The organism is Providencia sp. CIM-Carb-044 (assembly GCF_033901115.1).
GTDB lineage: Bacteria > Pseudomonadota > Gammaproteobacteria > Enterobacterales > Enterobacteriaceae > Providencia > Providencia hangzhouensis.
Genome location: NZ_JAXADV010000005.1, coordinates 218205 through 234285 on the forward strand (window position 1 = coordinate 218205; position 16081 = coordinate 234285).

General features: G+C 41.3%; 12 protein-coding genes and 1 tRNA gene. 11 read left to right on the top strand and 2 right to left on the bottom strand.

Going from position 1 to position 16081, the window contains the following annotated elements:
• Nucleotides 1-161 precede the first annotated feature (161 nt).
• Nucleotides 162-725, bottom strand: coding sequence for a DNA-3-methyladenine glycosylase I (locus SJ312_RS12585; protein WP_004262650.1), 564 nt, complete (start codon nucleotides 723-725; stop codon nucleotides 162-164).
• A 201-nt stretch (nucleotides 726-926) separates the two neighbouring features.
• Here SJ312_RS12585 and glyQ point away from each other — a divergent pair, with 201 nt between their 5' ends.
• The 11 genes from glyQ to SJ312_RS12640 all read left to right on the top strand — a co-directional run bounded on the left by glyQ (nucleotide 927) and on the right by SJ312_RS12640 (nucleotide 14855).
• Nucleotides 927-1835 (top strand): glycine--tRNA ligase subunit alpha, encoded by a 909-nt coding sequence (glyQ, locus tag SJ312_RS12590; protein ID WP_004262647.1) that lies wholly within the window; start codon nucleotides 927-929, stop codon nucleotides 1833-1835.
• Between the two features lie 9 nt (nucleotides 1836-1844).
• The gene (gene glyS, locus SJ312_RS12595; RefSeq protein ID WP_004262644.1) at nucleotides 1845-3914 is read left to right on the top strand and encodes a glycine--tRNA ligase subunit beta; all 2070 of its coding nucleotides are present in this window, start codon (nucleotides 1845-1847) and stop codon (nucleotides 3912-3914) included.
• 220 nt (nucleotides 3915-4134) lie between these two features.
• A tRNA-Pro gene (locus SJ312_RS12600) sits at nucleotides 4135-4211 on the top strand.
• Between the two features lie 177 nt (nucleotides 4212-4388).
• Nucleotides 4389-5975 (top strand): ShlB/FhaC/HecB family hemolysin secretion/activation protein, encoded by a 1587-nt coding sequence (locus SJ312_RS12605; protein ID WP_319867861.1) that lies wholly within the window; start codon nucleotides 4389-4391, stop codon nucleotides 5973-5975.
• Between the two features lie 619 nt (nucleotides 5976-6594).
• The gene (dppA, locus tag SJ312_RS12610; RefSeq protein WP_165879090.1) at nucleotides 6595-8202 is read left to right on the top strand and encodes a dipeptide ABC transporter periplasmic-binding protein DppA; all 1608 of its coding nucleotides are present in this window, start codon (nucleotides 6595-6597) and stop codon (nucleotides 8200-8202) included.
• A gap of 168 nt (nucleotides 8203-8370) precedes the next feature.
• Nucleotides 8371-9390 carry a dipeptide ABC transporter permease DppB gene (gene dppB / locus SJ312_RS12615; protein ID WP_004262635.1) on the top strand — a complete coding sequence of 340 codons (1020 nt, stop codon included), beginning with the start codon at nucleotides 8371-8373 and terminating at the stop codon, nucleotides 9388-9390.
• A gap of 10 nt (nucleotides 9391-9400) precedes the next feature.
• Nucleotides 9401-10303: a dipeptide ABC transporter permease DppC gene (gene dppC, locus SJ312_RS12620; RefSeq protein ID WP_004262633.1), complete on the top strand. Its 903-nt coding sequence runs from the start codon at nucleotides 9401-9403 to the stop codon at nucleotides 10301-10303.
• Nucleotides 10304-10315: 12 nt separating this feature from the next.
• Nucleotides 10316-11296 (top strand): dipeptide ABC transporter ATP-binding protein, encoded by a 981-nt coding sequence (dppD, locus tag SJ312_RS12625; RefSeq protein WP_110592669.1) that lies wholly within the window; start codon nucleotides 10316-10318, stop codon nucleotides 11294-11296.
• The gene (gene dppF, locus SJ312_RS12630) at nucleotides 11293-12297 is read left to right on the top strand and encodes a dipeptide ABC transporter ATP-binding subunit DppF (protein ID WP_004262626.1); all 1005 of its coding nucleotides are present in this window, start codon (nucleotides 11293-11295) and stop codon (nucleotides 12295-12297) included. Before dppD ends, dppF begins: the two co-directional genes overlap by 4 nt.
• A gap of 193 nt (nucleotides 12298-12490) precedes the next feature.
• The gene (locus SJ312_RS12635) at nucleotides 12491-13189 is read left to right on the top strand and encodes a HAMP domain-containing protein (protein ID WP_036958595.1); all 699 of its coding nucleotides are present in this window, start codon (nucleotides 12491-12493) and stop codon (nucleotides 13187-13189) included.
• A 169-nt stretch (nucleotides 13190-13358) separates the two neighbouring features.
• Complete coding sequence (locus tag SJ312_RS12640; protein ID WP_319867864.1) at nucleotides 13359-14855, top strand: insulinase family protein; 1497 nt, start codon at nucleotides 13359-13361, stop codon at nucleotides 14853-14855.
• Nucleotides 14856-14921: 66 nt separating this feature from the next.
• Here the strand turns inward: SJ312_RS12640 and SJ312_RS12645 are convergent, their stop codons facing one another.
• On the bottom strand, nucleotides 14922-15920 hold the full coding sequence (locus SJ312_RS12645; RefSeq protein ID WP_319867866.1) for a serine hydrolase domain-containing protein: 999 nt from the start codon (nucleotides 15918-15920) through the stop codon (nucleotides 14922-14924).
• Nucleotides 15921-16081: the final 161 nt, after the last annotated feature.

Genomic DNA, 16081 nt, shown 5'->3' on the forward strand with positions numbered 1-16081 from the left:
AACATACTCCGCTGCACCTCAGAGTTCAACCACCAATTTCTATCTTTTATTAAGATAAAATATTGAGATGGATATATTTAACAGTCTAAAATGTTGCAATGTTAATGCTTTGGTGGTTTATTTTTCTTTTTACTCGATGAGTTACACCGATAAAAACTAATTTATTTAAATTGGCAACAATTCACTAAATGGTCATTTATCATGCCAGTTGCTTGCATAAAGGCGTAGCAAGTAATTGAGCCGACAAATTTAAACCCACGTTTTTTGAGCGCTTTGGAGAGAAGCTTAGAAAGTTCTGTTTCCGCAGGAACTTGTGATGAGAGCTCCCAACCGTTGATAATGGGTTGGCCATTAACAAATTGCCAAATAAAAGTGGAGAAGTCTTCACCATTTTCTTTCATGGCTAAATAAGCTTTTGCATTTGCAATAATTGCATTAATTTTTAATCGATTACGGATGATCCGAGTATCTTGCATGAGTCGCTCAATATCGTCTTCATTCATTGATGCAATTTTTTCAGGGTCGAAATGATGAAATAGATCACGATATCCTTGGCGTTTTTTTAAAATGGTGTACCAAGAGAGCCCGGCTTGTTGGCCTTCAAGGCAGATCATTTCAAATAATGTTAAGTTATCATAAGTGGGTTTACCCCATTCATGGTCGTGATAAGCGATATATTCAGGATCCTGATTGACCCAATGGCAACGTGTTAGTGCGGTATCCATTTTCATCCTTTTTACAATGGTAATTGGTTTGCTTCAAAAAACAAACTATTTATACTGTATAAATAACCAGCTTAAAAGGGGTGAAAGTATTTTTTTTTATTTTTAGAATAAATACAGACATATTCAATGCTGTATATCTTGCGGTCAAAGGGTATACTGGCGTACTTTCATTAAATTTTACGTATCGCGTGCGGATCTAACATGCAAAAGTTTGATACCAAAACCTTTCAAGGTCTTATCCTGACATTACAGGACTACTGGGCGCGTCAAGGCTGTACCATTGTTCAACCATTGGACATGGAAGTCGGCGCTGGAACTTCTCACCCAATGACGTGTTTGCGTGCATTAGGCCCTGAGCCTATTGCAGCGGCTTATGTTCAACCATCTCGCCGACCAACTGATGGTCGCTATGGTGAAAACCCAAACCGTCTACAACACTATTACCAGTTTCAGGTGATCATCAAGCCATCACCAGACAATATCCAAGAGTTATACCTTGGTTCTTTAAAAGAATTAGGTGTTGACCCAACAGTTCACGACATTCGTTTTGTTGAAGATAACTGGGAAAACCCAACATTAGGTGCCTGGGGATTAGGCTGGGAAGTGTGGCTTAATGGTATGGAAGTTACTCAGTTCACTTACTTCCAGCAGGTCGGTGGTCTTGAGTGTAAACCAGTAACAGGTGAAATTACATACGGTTTAGAGCGCTTAGCGATGTATATCCAAGGCGTGGACAGCGTGTATGACCTTGTTTGGTGTGATGGCCCATTGGGTAAAACCACTTATGGTGATATCTATCATCAAAACGAAGTTGAGCAATCAACCTATAACTTTGAATACGCAAATGTTGATTTTCTTTTCAAATGCTTTGAAGAGTACGAAAAAGAAGCTCAACACTTGCTGGCTTTGGAAACGCCACTTCCACTACCTGCATACGAACGTATCTTGAAAGCGGCCCATACTTTCAACTTACTCGATGCACGTAAAGCCATTTCTGTTACTGAACGCCAGCGCTATATCTTACGTATTCGTACCCTAACCAAAGGGGTTGCAGAAGCGTATTATGCTTCTCGTGAAGCGCTTGGATTCCCTATGTGTCATAAGAACTAAGAGGCTGTCATGACTCAACAGACTTTCCTTGTGGAAATCGGCACCGAAGAGTTACCGCCGAAGGCTCTTCGTTCATTAGCTGAATCATTTGCTGCAAATTTTACGGCTGAACTTGATGGGGCAGATATTGCTCATGGTGCAGTAACGTGGTTTGCTGCTCCTCGCCGGTTAGCACTTAAAGTCGCTGATTTAGCGGCTTCACAGCCAGACCGTGAAATTGAAAAACGCGGCCCTGCTATCTCTCAAGCATTCGGTCCAGATGGCCAACCAACTAAAGCCGCTGAAGGCTGGGCTCGCGGGTGTGGTATTACCGTTGATCAAGCTGAGCGTTTGACCACGGATAAAGGCGAGTGGCTACTCTATCGTGCCCAAATGAAAGGGCAGGCAGTCAGTGAATTACTGGCTGATATGGTTAGCCGTGCATTGGCCAAATTACCTATACCTAAATTAATGCGTTGGGCAGATAAGGACACACAATTTGTTCGCCCTGTGCACACGGTAACATTGTTACTGGGTAGTGATGTTATTGATGGCGAAATTTTAGGGATTAAGAGCGGGCGCACAATTCGTGGTCACCGTTTCATGGGTGAATCTGAATTTACTATTGATAATGCGGAACAATATCCAGCCATTTTACGTGAACGCGGTAAAGTCATGGCAGATTACGCAGAACGTAAAGCGGTTATTAAAGCCGATGCGGAAAAAGCGGCTCAGGCTCTTGGTGGCCAAGCTGACTTAACAGATAGTTTGCTTGAAGAAGTGACTTCATTGGTTGAATGGCCGGTCGTTTTAACAGCTAAATTTGAAGAGAAATTCTTAGATGTTCCTTCAGAAGCGCTAGTTTATACCATGAAAGGGGACCAAAAATATTTCCCAGTTTATGATAAGACGGGCAAGTTAATGCCTAATTTTATCTTTGTGGCAAATATTGAGTCTTCTGACCCTCAGCAAATTATTTCAGGTAACGAAAAAGTTGTACGTCCGCGTTTAGCCGATGCCGAATTTTTCTTTAAAACTGACCGTAAACAACGTTTGGAAGATAACTTACCACGCTTAGAAACTGTATTGTTCCAAAAACAATTAGGTACACTGCGTGATAAAACTGACCGTTTAGAAGCATTAGCTGGCTGGATTGCAAACAAAATTGGTGCAGATGTAAACCATGCGACACGAGCTGGTTTATTAGCAAAATGTGACTTAATGACTAATATGGTGTTTGAATTCACAGACACTCAAGGCGTTATGGGAATGCATTATGCACGCCATGATGGTGAGTCAGAAGACGTTGCATTAGCTTTAAAAGAGCAGTACCAACCGCGTTTTTCTGGAGATGCACTTCCATCGACTGATGTTTCAGCCGCATTAGCATTGGCTGAAAAAATGGATACGCTTGCTGGTATTTTTGGTATTGGCCAACATCCTAAAGGCGATAAAGACCCATTCGCTTTGCGCCGTGCTGCATTAGGTGTCTTACGCATCATCGTAGAAAAAGGCTACCAGCTTGATCTTGTTGAAATGACAGAAGAAGCAGCTCGTTTATACGGTGATAAATTAACCAATAAAAATGTGGTTAATGACGTTGTCGAGTTCATGCTTGGTCGTTTCCGTTCTTGGTATCAAGAATTAGGCTATAGTATTGATACCATCCAAGCGGTATTAGCTCGTCATCCAACACAACCTGCTGACTTTGATGCACGAGTGAAAGCTGTTACTCACTTCCGTTCATTAGAAGAGGCGCAGGCACTTGCAGCGGCAAATAAACGTGTTTCCAATATTCTGAGCAAATCAGAAGAAAAATTGGCTGATAACGTTTTAGCTTCTGTTCTAAAAACACCTGAAGAAGTCAAACTTGCGACCCATGTTGTGGTATTGCAAGATAAACTTGCGCCAATGTTTGCAGAAAGGAATTATCAAGAGGCTTTAGTTGAATTAGCTTCTTTACGCGATATCGTAGATGAATTCTTTGCAAATGTTATGGTAATGGATGAAGACCAAGCGGTTCGTATTAATCGTTTGACGCTATTAAGCCAATTACGTGAGTTGTTCTTAAAAGTAGCGGATATTTCTTTGCTTCAATAGCCTTAAAAATAGGTTATTAGCTTGTAGTTAACGTTATTTTTATAAACGCTAACCTGTTTGATAAATAAGCACTAAAATATTCTAGTGCTTATTTTTTACTTAAAATAAGGTAATTTGCATATAAGCCTTACTGTTTTGGTGGTTTTATCAGCAAACGAACAGAATTGGCGAAAAATGGGTTGACGATCTCCGTTCTTGGCAGTATTATTCACACCGTTTTCGGCGAGTAGCGCAGCTTGGTAGCGCAACTGGTTTGGGACCAGTGGGTCGGAGGTTCGAATCCTCTCTCGCCGACCAAATTTTAGAACCCACCTCATTGAGGTGGGTTTTTTCGTTTATATCCCTTCCTATTTTTCACCCCAACTATTTCAGACTAACTTGGCTTGCACTCAATAACCTATCTCTGTTGATATATAAGCTGATTCACTCATGTTGTTTTAGGTAAAAACGCTTTTTCATTACAAGGACTCGTTAATGAAAGTTAATAACGTTTTATCGATACCTCTTTGTTTCTTCTTATTAAGTCTTTATACCGTTATTGGCTTTAAAGCTTATAGCGCGCCTATAGCGCCTCCAAATGGTATTGTTGAGATGCCATCTACTTGTATTATGATAAACCAAGTACATTTCATTGGGCTTGAGCAGATTAAGGAAATAGCTGTTAGCCAAGTCAATAAATGGCGGCAAAAGATAGAGGGCCAATGTATTGATGAACAAGGCTTACTCAATTATGCAGATGATATTACGGCGAAGTTAATTCATGCAGGCTATCTGACCTCTTACTTGTATTACCCTGAGCAAACTTTTCTGTTTGGTATTTTGCAAGCAAAAATAATAGCAGGAACGGTTTCTTCTGTGGTTTATCAAAATGAGCAGTCAGAAGATAAATTACTACCACACATATTTCCTTTCCAGTTAGGTGATACGCTTAATTTACGGCAAATTGAACAAGGCTTGTACAATTTGCAAAATACATCTTTACTTCCTTTCCATATAAAACTAATTCCTGATGATAGCTATGGGAATGCCACGCAAATTGTCGTGGTAGGCCAGCACCGACGCGAATTCCAAGGTGCGCTTTCTTTTGAATCACACTCAATTTCTCGGCAAGTCGGTAGCACTGTTGGCCATACTTTTATGGTCGCCAATCCTTTTTTACGAAGTGATTTTTTATATTCAGAAATCAGCCGTCAATTTAGTAACACAGAAGAAACTGAAATTAAATCAGCAATATTGTTTTACTCTCTCCCTTATCAATATTGGTTGTTTTCAATATTTAGTGGGTATCAGGAAAATAAAACAGTTATTACCAGTAATGATGCCGCTTTACCACTACAGCAGTATAACGGCTTCTTATTACTACAAGCCGAATATTTATTAAAACGAACAGAAAAAACGGTAACTTCATTAAGTCTAGGGTCTGAAAGCCAAAAAAGTGACACGTTTTTGGCTGACCTACACTTACGAACACAACAACGCTTGGCTCATTACATCATTGGTGGGTTAACTCATCAGGTCAATTTTTTACGGGGAAGTGCTTTAGTTACATTAACGTATAAACAAGGAACTAACTGGTTTGGTACCAATGTACAGCAAATTACGGGTTTAAATAAGCCACAGGTTTTACAGATTTCGGCTTCAGCAATGAAGGAAGCCTCCCCTTTTCAATATCAAAGCCAATTTGATATGCAATTAAGTCGTGACAAGCTAGATGTTTTATTAGACCAAGGATCACTTACTGGTTTTGGAGGTGTTAGTGGTTTTATCGGTGGAGCTGAGCACCTTGAAATGGGGGATAATAGCTTAAAGCTACAAAACGAGGTGCTCTGGCAGAGCCCATGGCCGCATATGGCTTTATATACCTCGTTAGGTTTAGGAACAACATCAAATGATAGAGCCACATTTTGGAAAGAAAACCTATTGCTGGGAGGGAGAGTCGGAGCTAAAGGTCAAATTGGGAGTTTGTCATATCATTTATTTGTAGAAGCGCCAGTTTGGCAAACTGATCGACTATTGGTAAATTCAATGAGTTCGAGCCTTCAAATGAAATTTCATTATTAGTTAAATCATAGGGTTAAAGCAGGTGATTGCATCTATTTAAAATGACCTAGGTAATATTAGGCAATTGTAGTTTTTATCATCGGTATTAAAGCATATTCTGTACTTTGGAAAATAAGAATACAAACTACAGCCAGTATTATTTTATTCTTTAAGTTATCAATTGGTTAAAATTATGTTTAGTGAAAGCAGTTGAATGTTTTTTATTTGCATAAAAAACAAACTAAATAATTACATACTAAAATAATTTCCACATCGATTCTCTCTAGTGTTTTATTTCGTATCATGCCAACAAAAGCACTATATTCGTTCAGTAATTCAGCACTTAATCACAAATATAAAAATAAATAACCTCGATATAAAACCCTATTCACTACTAATTATATGGTTATAACACCTGCATCTTGCACTTCATTATGAAATTTTAAGCTAAATTGCAATGCTAATTGTTTCTAATATGTTACATGAATTGTGGGCGGAGCGTAAATGTGGCTATTGACGAAGTGAGTGACAGTTGATTAATTGCACAATGAATAACAAAAAATACAGATACTACATCTGTCGCTTTTATGACGGATCTAGACATCAAGCAAAACAACATGAACACCATAGGAGCATACAGATGCGCTCTATTAAAAAGACAGGTCTACTGACTGTAGGACTTACATTGGCAGCATTAGCAGTATCAGCAACAGTACAGGCAAAAACGTTAGTTTACTGTTCTGAAGGTTCTCCAGAAGGCTTTAACCCACAGTTGTTCACATCAGGAACAACCTATGATGCAAGCTCTATCCCGCTGTATAACCGTTTAGTTGAATTCAAATTAGGAACAACGGAAATTGAACCGGGTTTAGCGGAAAGCTGGGAAGTGAGTGATGATGGTAAAGAGTACACTTTCCATCTACGTAAGGGTGTCAAATGGCACTCTAACAAAGAATTTAAACCGACCCGTGATCTTAACGCAGATGATGTGATTTATACATTTATGCGCCAAAAAGATGCAAATCACCCATATCATAAAGTTTCAGGCGGTAGCTACGAATACTTTATGGGAATGGATATGGATAAAATTATCGATAAAGTTGAAAAAGTCGATGATAACACAGTAAAAATCACATTAACTCGCCCAGAATCACCATTCTTAGCTGATATGGCAATGGACTTTGCATCGATTCTTTCTGCTGAATATGCAGACCAGATGTTGAAAGCGGGTACGCCAGAGAAAGTGGACTTAAACCCAATTGGAACGGGCCCATTTGTTCTGCAACAATACCAAAAAGACTCTCGTATTCTTTATAAAGCCAATGACCAATATTGGGGTACAAAACCTAAACTTGACCGTTTAGTCTTCTCTATCACGCCAGATGCTTCCGTTCGTTATGCAAAACTGCAAAAAAATGAATGCCAAGTCATGCCATATCCAAATCCGGCTGATTTAGAGCGCATGAAGCAAGATAAAGACATTACATTAATGGAGCAACCAGGCCTAAACGTCGGCTATCTCTCTTATAATGTTGAGAAAAAACCATTAGATAATCAAAAGGTTCGCCAAGCACTGTCTATGGCGGTGAACAAAGATGCAATTATCGAAGCGGTTTATCAAGGTGCAGGTCAAAAAGCGAAAAACCTTATCCCACCGACAATGTGGGGCTATAACGATGCGGTAAACGATTACGAATATAATCCTGAAAAAGCCAAAGCCTTATTAGCAGAAGCGGGTTTCCCGAATGGTTTTGAAATTGACCTGTGGGCAATGCCTGTTCAACGACCATATAACCCAAATGCACGCCGTATGGCGGAAATGATCCAAGCAGACTGGGCAAAAATTGGCGTTAAATCAAAAGTTGTTAGCTACGAATGGGGAGAGTACCTCAAACGTGCGAAAGATGGTGAGCCACAAACAGTAATGATGGGTTGGACGGGTGACAATGGGGACCCTGATAACTTCTTTGCAACCTTGTTTAGCTGTGCAGCAAAAGAGCAAGGTTCTAATTACTCAAAATGGTGTAATGAAAGCTTTGAGAACTTGATCCAACCAGCGCGCCAAACAGCAGATCACGACAAGCGAGTCGAACTGTACAAACAAGCGCAAGTTGTGATGAATGAGCAGGCGCCAGCCCTCATTATCGCGCACTCTACAGTGTTTGAACCCGTACGTAAAGAAGTCAAAGGCTATGTGGTTGACCCATTAGGCAAGCACCACTTCGAAAACGTCGATATTGAGAAGTAATCGTATCTAATCTGTCTATGCCCTTCGTTGCTGGTTTAGAGCGGAGGGCGTTTTCTTCTCTAGAAGAAGCAGAGAAGTTAAGTTGTTTGTGAGCACCCGGAAAAGCAATTTTCTGAGTAGCCAAACGGACTAAGAGCCGTCAACGGCATTATTAAAGAGATTCAGGATATGTTGCAATTTATCCTCCGACGATTGGGGCTTGTGATCCCCACGTTTATCGGTATTACATTATTGACTTTTGCCTTTGTCCACATGATCCCAGGCGACCCGGTGATGATCATGGCCGGTGAAAGGGGACTATCCCCTGAAAGGCATGCTTATTTAATGGCAGAGTTAGGGCTTGATCAGCCACTTTGGAAACAATATCTTCATTATATCAATGGGATATTTCATGGTGATTTAGGGATTTCCTTAAAAAGTCGCATCGGTGTATGGGAAGAGTTTTTGCCCCGTTTTTTAGCGACAGTGGAATTGGCAACTTGTGCCATGATTTTTGCAATTTCTGTAGGGATCCCAGTTGGGGTTTTAGCCGCAGTAAAACGTGGTTCAATCTTTGACCATACTGCGATTGGCCTTTCTTTAACAGGCTACTCAATGCCTATCTTCTGGTGGGGGATCATGCTCATCATGTTAGTGTCGGTGCAATTAGACCTCACCCCTGTTGCAGGACGAGTGAGTGACACTGTTTTTCTTGATGATTCCCAGCCTCTGACCGGTTTTATGCTAATTGATACCCTAATTTGGGGTGAAGATGGCGATTTTATTGATGCGGTAGAGCACTTGATATTGCCTTCCATTGTTTTGGGTACGATCCCATTAGCCGTTATTGTGCGTATGACTCGCTCGTCAATGTTGGAAGTATTGGGAGAGGATTATATTCGTACTGCACGTGCTAAAGGTCTTGGCCGCGCTCGCGTAATTTTAATTCACGCACTACGTAATGCATTATTACCCGTTGTTACGGTAATTGGCTTGCAGGTTGGGGTGATGTTAGCAGGGGCTATCTTGACAGAAACTATTTTCTCATGGCCTGGGTTAGGGCGTTGGTTAATCGAAGGGCTACAGCGTCGTGATTACCCTGTGGTACAAGGGGGCGTTCTGCTGGTTGCTACACTGATTATCTTCGTAAACTTAGTGGTCGACGTGCTGTATGGCATTGTAAACCCACGTATTCGTCATAAGAAATAAGGAGCGCTAAATGTCTCAATCTACTGAGCCAACCGTTGTCAGCGCCCCACAGCCGATGACACCATTACAAGAATTTTGGCATTATTTTAAACGTAACAAAGGAGCAGTTGTCGGGATGTTCTACATTATCCTGATGGTACTGATTGCAATTTTTGCAGGTATATTAGCTCCACATGCTCCAGATGAACAATTTCGTGATTTCTTACTTGCTCCGCCAGTTTGGGAAGATGGGGGAAGTTGGCAGTTTATTTTAGGCACTGATGATGTTGGGCGTGATTTACTCTCTCGTTTAATGTATGGCGCCCGCCTGTCACTGCTAGTTGGTTGTTTAGTGGTTGTGCTGTCGTTAATCATGGGGGTCACTATTGGTGTGATCGCTGGCTATTTTGGTGGTGTCGTTGACGCATTAATTATGCGAGTTGTCGATATCATGTTGGCATTGCCAAGTTTGTTATTAGCTTTGGTACTGGTCGCCATTTTTGGACCTTCGATTGTTAATGCCTCGATTGCTTTGACGTTTGTTGCATTACCTCACTATATTCGATTAACACGAGCGGCTGTTTTAGTGGAAGTCAACCGTGACTATGTGACGGCTTCTCGTGTTGCGGGTGCAGGGGCAGTACGCCAAATGTTCGTGAATATTTTGCCTAACTGTTTGGCACCATTGATTGTACAGGCCTCTTTAGGTTTTTCGAATGCCATTTTAGATATGGCTGCTTTGGGTTTCCTCGGAATGGGCGCGCAGCCACCAACTCCTGAGTGGGGAACGATGCTGTCTGATGTGCTGCAATTTGCACAAAGCGCATGGTGGGTTGTGACTTTCCCTGGACTGGCAATTTTATTGACGGTGCTTGCGTTTAACCTAATGGGTGATGGGTTACGTGATGCATTTGATCCAAAACTCAAGCAGTGATGAGGTAACCAAATGGCATTGTTAAATGTAGAACAACTTTCGGTTCATTTCGGAGACGAAAAGGCACCGTTTCGCGCCGTTGACCGCATCAGCTATAGCGTTGATAAAGGCCAAGTCGTTGGTATTGTAGGGGAATCTGGTTCAGGTAAATCAGTGAGTTCACTGGCTATTATGGGGTTAATTGATTACCCCGGAAAAGTGATGGCGAATTCATTGCAATTTGATGGACGAGATTTATTGTCAATCCCTGAAAAAGAGCGCCGGCAAATCGTTGGAGCCGATGTGGCGATGATTTTCCAAGACCCGATGACTAGTTTAAACCCATGTTTTACGGTGGGTTATCAGATTATGGAAGCATTGAAAGTCCACCAAGGCGGCAGCAAAAGTACGCGTAAGCAACGGGCAGTTGACCTGCTAGACATGGTGGGTATCCCTGACCCACAATCACGTTTAGATGTGTATCCTCACCAATTGTCAGGGGGAATGAGCCAGCGTGTGATGATTGCTATGGCAATAGCATGCCGGCCTAAATTATTGATTGCGGATGAGCCGACAACGGCATTAGATGTCACTATTCAAGCCCAAATTATTGAATTATTGTTGGAATTGCAGCAGCAAGAAAATATGGCATTAGTGCTTATCACGCATGACCTCGCTTTAGTGGCAGAAGCTGCGCATCATATTATTGTGATGTATGCGGGGCAGGTGGTGGAGTCCGCCAAAGCAAGTGATATTTTTAAACATCCTCGCCATCCTTATACACAAGCGCTATTACGTGCCTTGCCGGAATTTGCGACGAATAAATCCCGTTTAGCCTCACTTCCTGGTGTGGTCCCCGGAAAATACGATAGGCCTGTAGGGTGTTTATTGAACCCACGTTGTCCGTATGCAACGGAGAAATGCCGTCAAGAAGAGCCAATGTTACAAACCGTTGGTGATCGCCAAGTCAAATGCCATATGCCGCTGGATGATATGGGGAGGCCAACATTATGAGTGATAAACAACACACTCCATTGCTCAAAGCGGTGGATTTGAAAAAATATTATTCCGTCAAAAGAGGGGTTTTTGCTGCTGAAAAAACCTTAAAAGCATTGGATGGAGTCTCTTTTGAGCTAGAACGAGGTAAAACACTGGCCGTGGTTGGGGAGTCGGGGTGTGGTAAATCGACATTAGGTCGTTTATTAACCATGATTGAGCAACCTTCTGAGGGCGAGTTGTATTACCAAGACCAAAACTTGTTAGTAAAAGATAAGTCTGCAGAGAAACTGCGTCGCCAAAAAATCCAAATTGTGTTTCAAAACCCTTATGGCTCTTTGAATCCACGTAAAAAGGTGGGGCAAATTTTGGAAGAGCCGTTATTGATTAATACTTCACTGTCGAAAGAGCAGCGCAAGGAAAAAGTATTATCGATGATGGCTAAAGTGGGTTTAAAAACAGAGCACTATAGCCGATATCCTCACATGTTTTCTGGTGGTCAACGCCAGCGTATCGCGATAGCACGTGGTTTAATGCTTGACCCTGACATTGTGGTTGCAGATGAACCCGTTTCCGCACTGGATGTTTCTGTTCGTGCTCAAGTATTAAATCTGATGATGGATTTACAGCAAGATTTAGGTTTGTCTTATGTCTTTATTTCACATGATTTATCGGTGGTAGAGCATATTGCTGATGAAGTCATGGTGATGTATTTAGGCCGCTGTGTGGAGAAAGGAACAAAAGAGCAGATTTTTAATAACCCTCTTCACCCTTATACTCAAGCGTTATTATCAGCGACACCAAGGTTGAACCCAGACGCTCGGCGCGAACGTATTAAGTTAACGGGAGAGTTACCAAGTCCTTTAAACCCACCACCGGGGTGCGCATTTGCAGCGCGTTGCCGTAGAGCATTTGGTCAGTGTACTCAATTTCAACCAACATTGAAGGAATATAACCAACAGTTAGTTGCGTGTTTTGCGGTTGATGAAGATGAAAAACAAACGGTTGTCGTGAGTTAAGGAGTGAAACGGTGGAAAGGCTAACTTTCTGCCGTCTTTTATTCTAGTGCCACTTTAAGCCGCTTTAACATGCTGTTTGTCCTAAATACCCAATCTTTCTTTTTAAGCTACTCTTTTACGGATAAAATCAAGTATACTGACTGATGTTTCCGTTTTCTTTAAAAAGCTGCTTGATTAGAAAGGTTGTGGCCAAATGAATACCCGAGTCCAACGCTCACTAACATTAAAAAGTATGGTCGTATTCTTTATGATTACGCTACTATCACTTGCGCTTTTTTTAGCTATTCAATTCAGTTACTTAGTTGAACAACGTAAGCAAGATTATTTAGACCAGCTCAGTAACGCTGTAGTGCAAATTCAAAAACCATTAACAGATTCCCTCCTAAGCTCCGACCTTAATGAAGTTAAACGGCTGCTGATAAGCTTAAAGACATCAGGCATTATGGGAAACGCGATTATTACTGTTGATGGCACAACGGTAATGAACCTAAGCTTTGCAACGCCGAAGCCGATACCCAATTGGGTTACCCATTTTGTGGGGATCCCTGTCGAAATGACCGTACCATTGTATGCGTATGGAAATGTTGTGTTGCAAGCGAAGCCTCAAGGGTATTTAACATTACAAGTGGATCCTAACCGTGTTTATCGATTTGCACTAAATACCCTTGCTTTGATGACAACAACTTATTTATTGTTGGTACTCATTATTGCTATTGGAATGACGTGGTGTGTCAGTCGTATGATAATAAGGCCGCTACGTAAAATCGCAATTGAATTACAGACAAATTCTGAAGTTAATCAAATTGTTGTGTCTGAATATCATCGTGACGATGAGCTCGGTTTACTTGCAAAAGGGTATAACCGTCAAAGAAAACAGCAAAAATCAGATTAAGTCATGAACATGAACTCAGCTTTATGGTCTAATATCGTTATAGTGGTAACAATGAAAAATGGAATAAAGCCAAACTATATCGTTTAACCCGATAAGTTCACGTTTTTCGTTAATTTATCTGTTGCTATTTGCGGTTAAATATAAAGATATAAAACACATAGGGGTTTACATGCAGGGCTTGAAAGTTCGGTATATCATTGGTGTTGTATTATTCTCAGTCGCGTATTTAGCGGGAGCTGAGCCTTTACAACCTGATCCAGCATGGCAGCAAGGGAAGCTAGAAAATGGCTTTAGCTGGCAATTATTACAAACACCGCAACGTCCTAATGATCGTATCCAGCTTAGGTTAGCAATTAAAACAGGCTCATTAACAGAAAAAGCGAGCGAGAAAGGGTACAGTTACCTCATTCCTAAAATGGCGTTGCTTCATCAAACTGAAGCATTTCCAACAGCAACATTACAAGATTTCTGGCGTCAGGCCACAGACCCTGACATGCCAATTCCACCCGCTGTTGTTTCTTATGACTACACCATTTATAGCTTAAGTTTACCGAATAATCGCCCAGACTTAATTAAGCAAGCACTCAGCTGGTTAGCAACTTCTGTTGCAGGAGCTGAGTATACAGAAACGACATTACATAATGGTTTGACAGCACAAAATGTCCCAGTTGCAACACTTCCTTTAAATGCCAATGATCCCGTTTGGCGAGCGCGTTTAAAGGGGTCGACGATGATGGGGTATGACCCAGGCCAAAAACCGAATGATGTTGTAGCTCTTGATAGTGTGAATTCTTTTTATCAAAAATGGTACACACCGGACGTCATGACATTGTATGTAGCGGGCCATGTTGATTCTCGAATGTTATCTGATTCAATTTCACAAACTTTCTCATCATTAGAAGGTAGGCGCTCTGAACCTGTTTCTGTTGCAGTACTATCGGCGGTAAAACCACAATCTATTGATATTTTACAGGAACAGCCTGCACAGGATACGCTTTCATTAATTTGGGATATTGATTGGCTCCCCATTAAAGACTCAAATGTTTTACTGCGTTATTGGTCGAGCGATTTAGCACGTGAAGCGGTTTATCGTTCTTTGCAAAAAGCGTTCAATCAAAAATTTAATCAAGGAGAAGTTGTTCCGGGGTTAGATTGTCGTGTGCAATATCAGAAAGCCAGTTGTACGTTAACGGTGACAGCAGTACCTGAAAAAATGGCAGCGGTAACGGATATTGTTGCGAGTGAGCTTGCATCGATTAACCAAAATGGTATTGCTGCTGAGCTATTTGACGATATGCTTAAAGAAAAACAAGTGCAGTTATCGCAACTATTTGCAGCCTATGCGCGTACGAGTACTGATGTTTTGATTAGCCAACGTTTGATTTCTCAACAAAATGGGGTGGTTGACATTGCTCCTGAACAATACCAGCGGTTAAGGCAATCTTTCTTGGCGTCACAAAGCCTTGAACAGGTGAATATGGAAGCCCGTCGGTTATTATCTCAAGAGGCAGCGTTTGTATTAGCGCAGCCAAAAGATAAACAAATGATGGATGCAGAACAAATTCGCCAGAAATTTACCAAGGTGTTATGGCCCCAAATTGCTGCGCCAGTACCAACAGAAGCGGCTCCCGCTGCACCAGCAGAAGAAAACCACACCTCACAATAAGCATGAAAAGATAGATATATGAAAAGATAGTCATTGAATGATTCAGTGGCTACCTTTTCATTAATGTTATTGGCTTAATAGCGATTCAATAACGCGAATTAGAGTCTCTCGCGACTCTCTGTCATCAACAAATCCTGCCGCACTGATTTTTGCTTCTGGTGCGTAATAGGCTACAGATCCCCAAAAGCCTAAATGGGAATACAGGGTGATACCATTGACCACATTCACCATAATGCCTAATCGGTAAAGTTCTGCACCTTCGTGAGAACCCATACTTAGCATAGTCTCTAGCGTATTTGGTGATGAAAAAATATTTCCCTCAAACAGCGCTTCTAGAAATATCGACATTTGTTTCGAGGACATAACTAAACCCCCACCGCCATAGGTATCCATGGAAGCATGAATATGTGTTCCATCCAATTTACCTAAATATTGACGAGCCCGTGGTGCTGCGATTTGCGGCGGTTGTTCTAATGACTCCCAATATGCGCTCTCGAGACCAATAGAATCGAAATGCAAAAGCTCCCTAACAGCTAGGCCAAGAGATTGCCCCGTAATCCGTTCAATAATATCACCGAGCAAAATATAACCCGTATCTGAATAGATAAAGGATTTTGCAGGCGAAAACGTTGGAAATTGTTTACGCATGTACATTTCGATTTGTTCTGTTCGGCTCCAAACATAGTTAGGTTGTTTGAGAACGGCTTTTAGATAGTCTCCATCTGCATGGTCTAGCAGGCCACTACTGTGCTCCAGTAAATGGCGGATAGTGATAGCGTGAGTATTATATTGGGTACTGAGTAGCGTATTATATTGAGGGTCAATATATTCAGATATTGCATCATCAATACTGAGTTTTTCCATTTCAGCAAGACGTAAAATTGCAGCTGCGGTAAATGTCTTTGTATTACTGGCAATTCGTAGTGGTGTATCAACAGTAAGAGGCCTACCTTCAATATCCATTCCTCTAGCACAGAAGGCACCCACGCTATTTTTGGTCTGATTATGATAGTAAAGGACGACGCCACAAGTTAAATTTTCGAGCTGTTGAATAGAGGTAGTCATAATAATCTCATTATTGAATGAGTAAGATGAGGATATATGGCATCTTAATCATATCTATACGATTCCTGCACGCTTTAAATGCGCTTAAAGTGACAATATGGCGACGACACAATGGCAAGTGTTTTTTCTTTTTATATAAATTTGGTGCTATGTTTATCCTC

What these genes read in the sequence shown, in the direction of transcription:
- dppC (WP_004262633.1), top strand. Translation starts at nt 9,401, where the DNA reads ATGTCTCAATCTACTGAGCCAACCGTTGTCAGCGCCCCACAGCCGATG.
- glyS (WP_004262644.1), top strand. Translation starts at nt 1,845, where the DNA reads ATGACTCAACAGACTTTCCTTGTGGAAATCGGCACCGAAGAGTTACCG.
- SJ312_RS12645 (WP_319867866.1), bottom strand. Translation starts at nt 15,920, where the DNA reads ATGACTACCTCTATTCAACAGCTCGAAAATTTAACTTGTGGCGTCGTC.
- SJ312_RS12605 (WP_319867861.1), top strand. Translation starts at nt 4,389, where the DNA reads ATGAAAGTTAATAACGTTTTATCGATACCTCTTTGTTTCTTCTTATTA.
- dppF (WP_004262626.1), top strand. Translation starts at nt 11,293, where the DNA reads ATGAGTGATAAACAACACACTCCATTGCTCAAAGCGGTGGATTTGAAA.
- dppA (WP_165879090.1), top strand. Translation starts at nt 6,595, where the DNA reads ATGCGCTCTATTAAAAAGACAGGTCTACTGACTGTAGGACTTACATTG.
- glyQ (WP_004262647.1), top strand. Translation starts at nt 927, where the DNA reads ATGCAAAAGTTTGATACCAAAACCTTTCAAGGTCTTATCCTGACATTA.
- SJ312_RS12635 (WP_036958595.1), top strand. Translation starts at nt 12,491, where the DNA reads ATGAATACCCGAGTCCAACGCTCACTAACATTAAAAAGTATGGTCGTA.
- SJ312_RS12585 (WP_004262650.1), bottom strand. Translation starts at nt 725, where the DNA reads ATGGATACCGCACTAACACGTTGCCATTGGGTCAATCAGGATCCTGAA.
- dppB (WP_004262635.1), top strand. Translation starts at nt 8,371, where the DNA reads ATGTTGCAATTTATCCTCCGACGATTGGGGCTTGTGATCCCCACGTTT.
- dppD (WP_110592669.1), top strand. Translation starts at nt 10,316, where the DNA reads ATGGCATTGTTAAATGTAGAACAACTTTCGGTTCATTTCGGAGACGAA.
- SJ312_RS12640 (WP_319867864.1), top strand. Translation starts at nt 13,359, where the DNA reads ATGCAGGGCTTGAAAGTTCGGTATATCATTGGTGTTGTATTATTCTCA.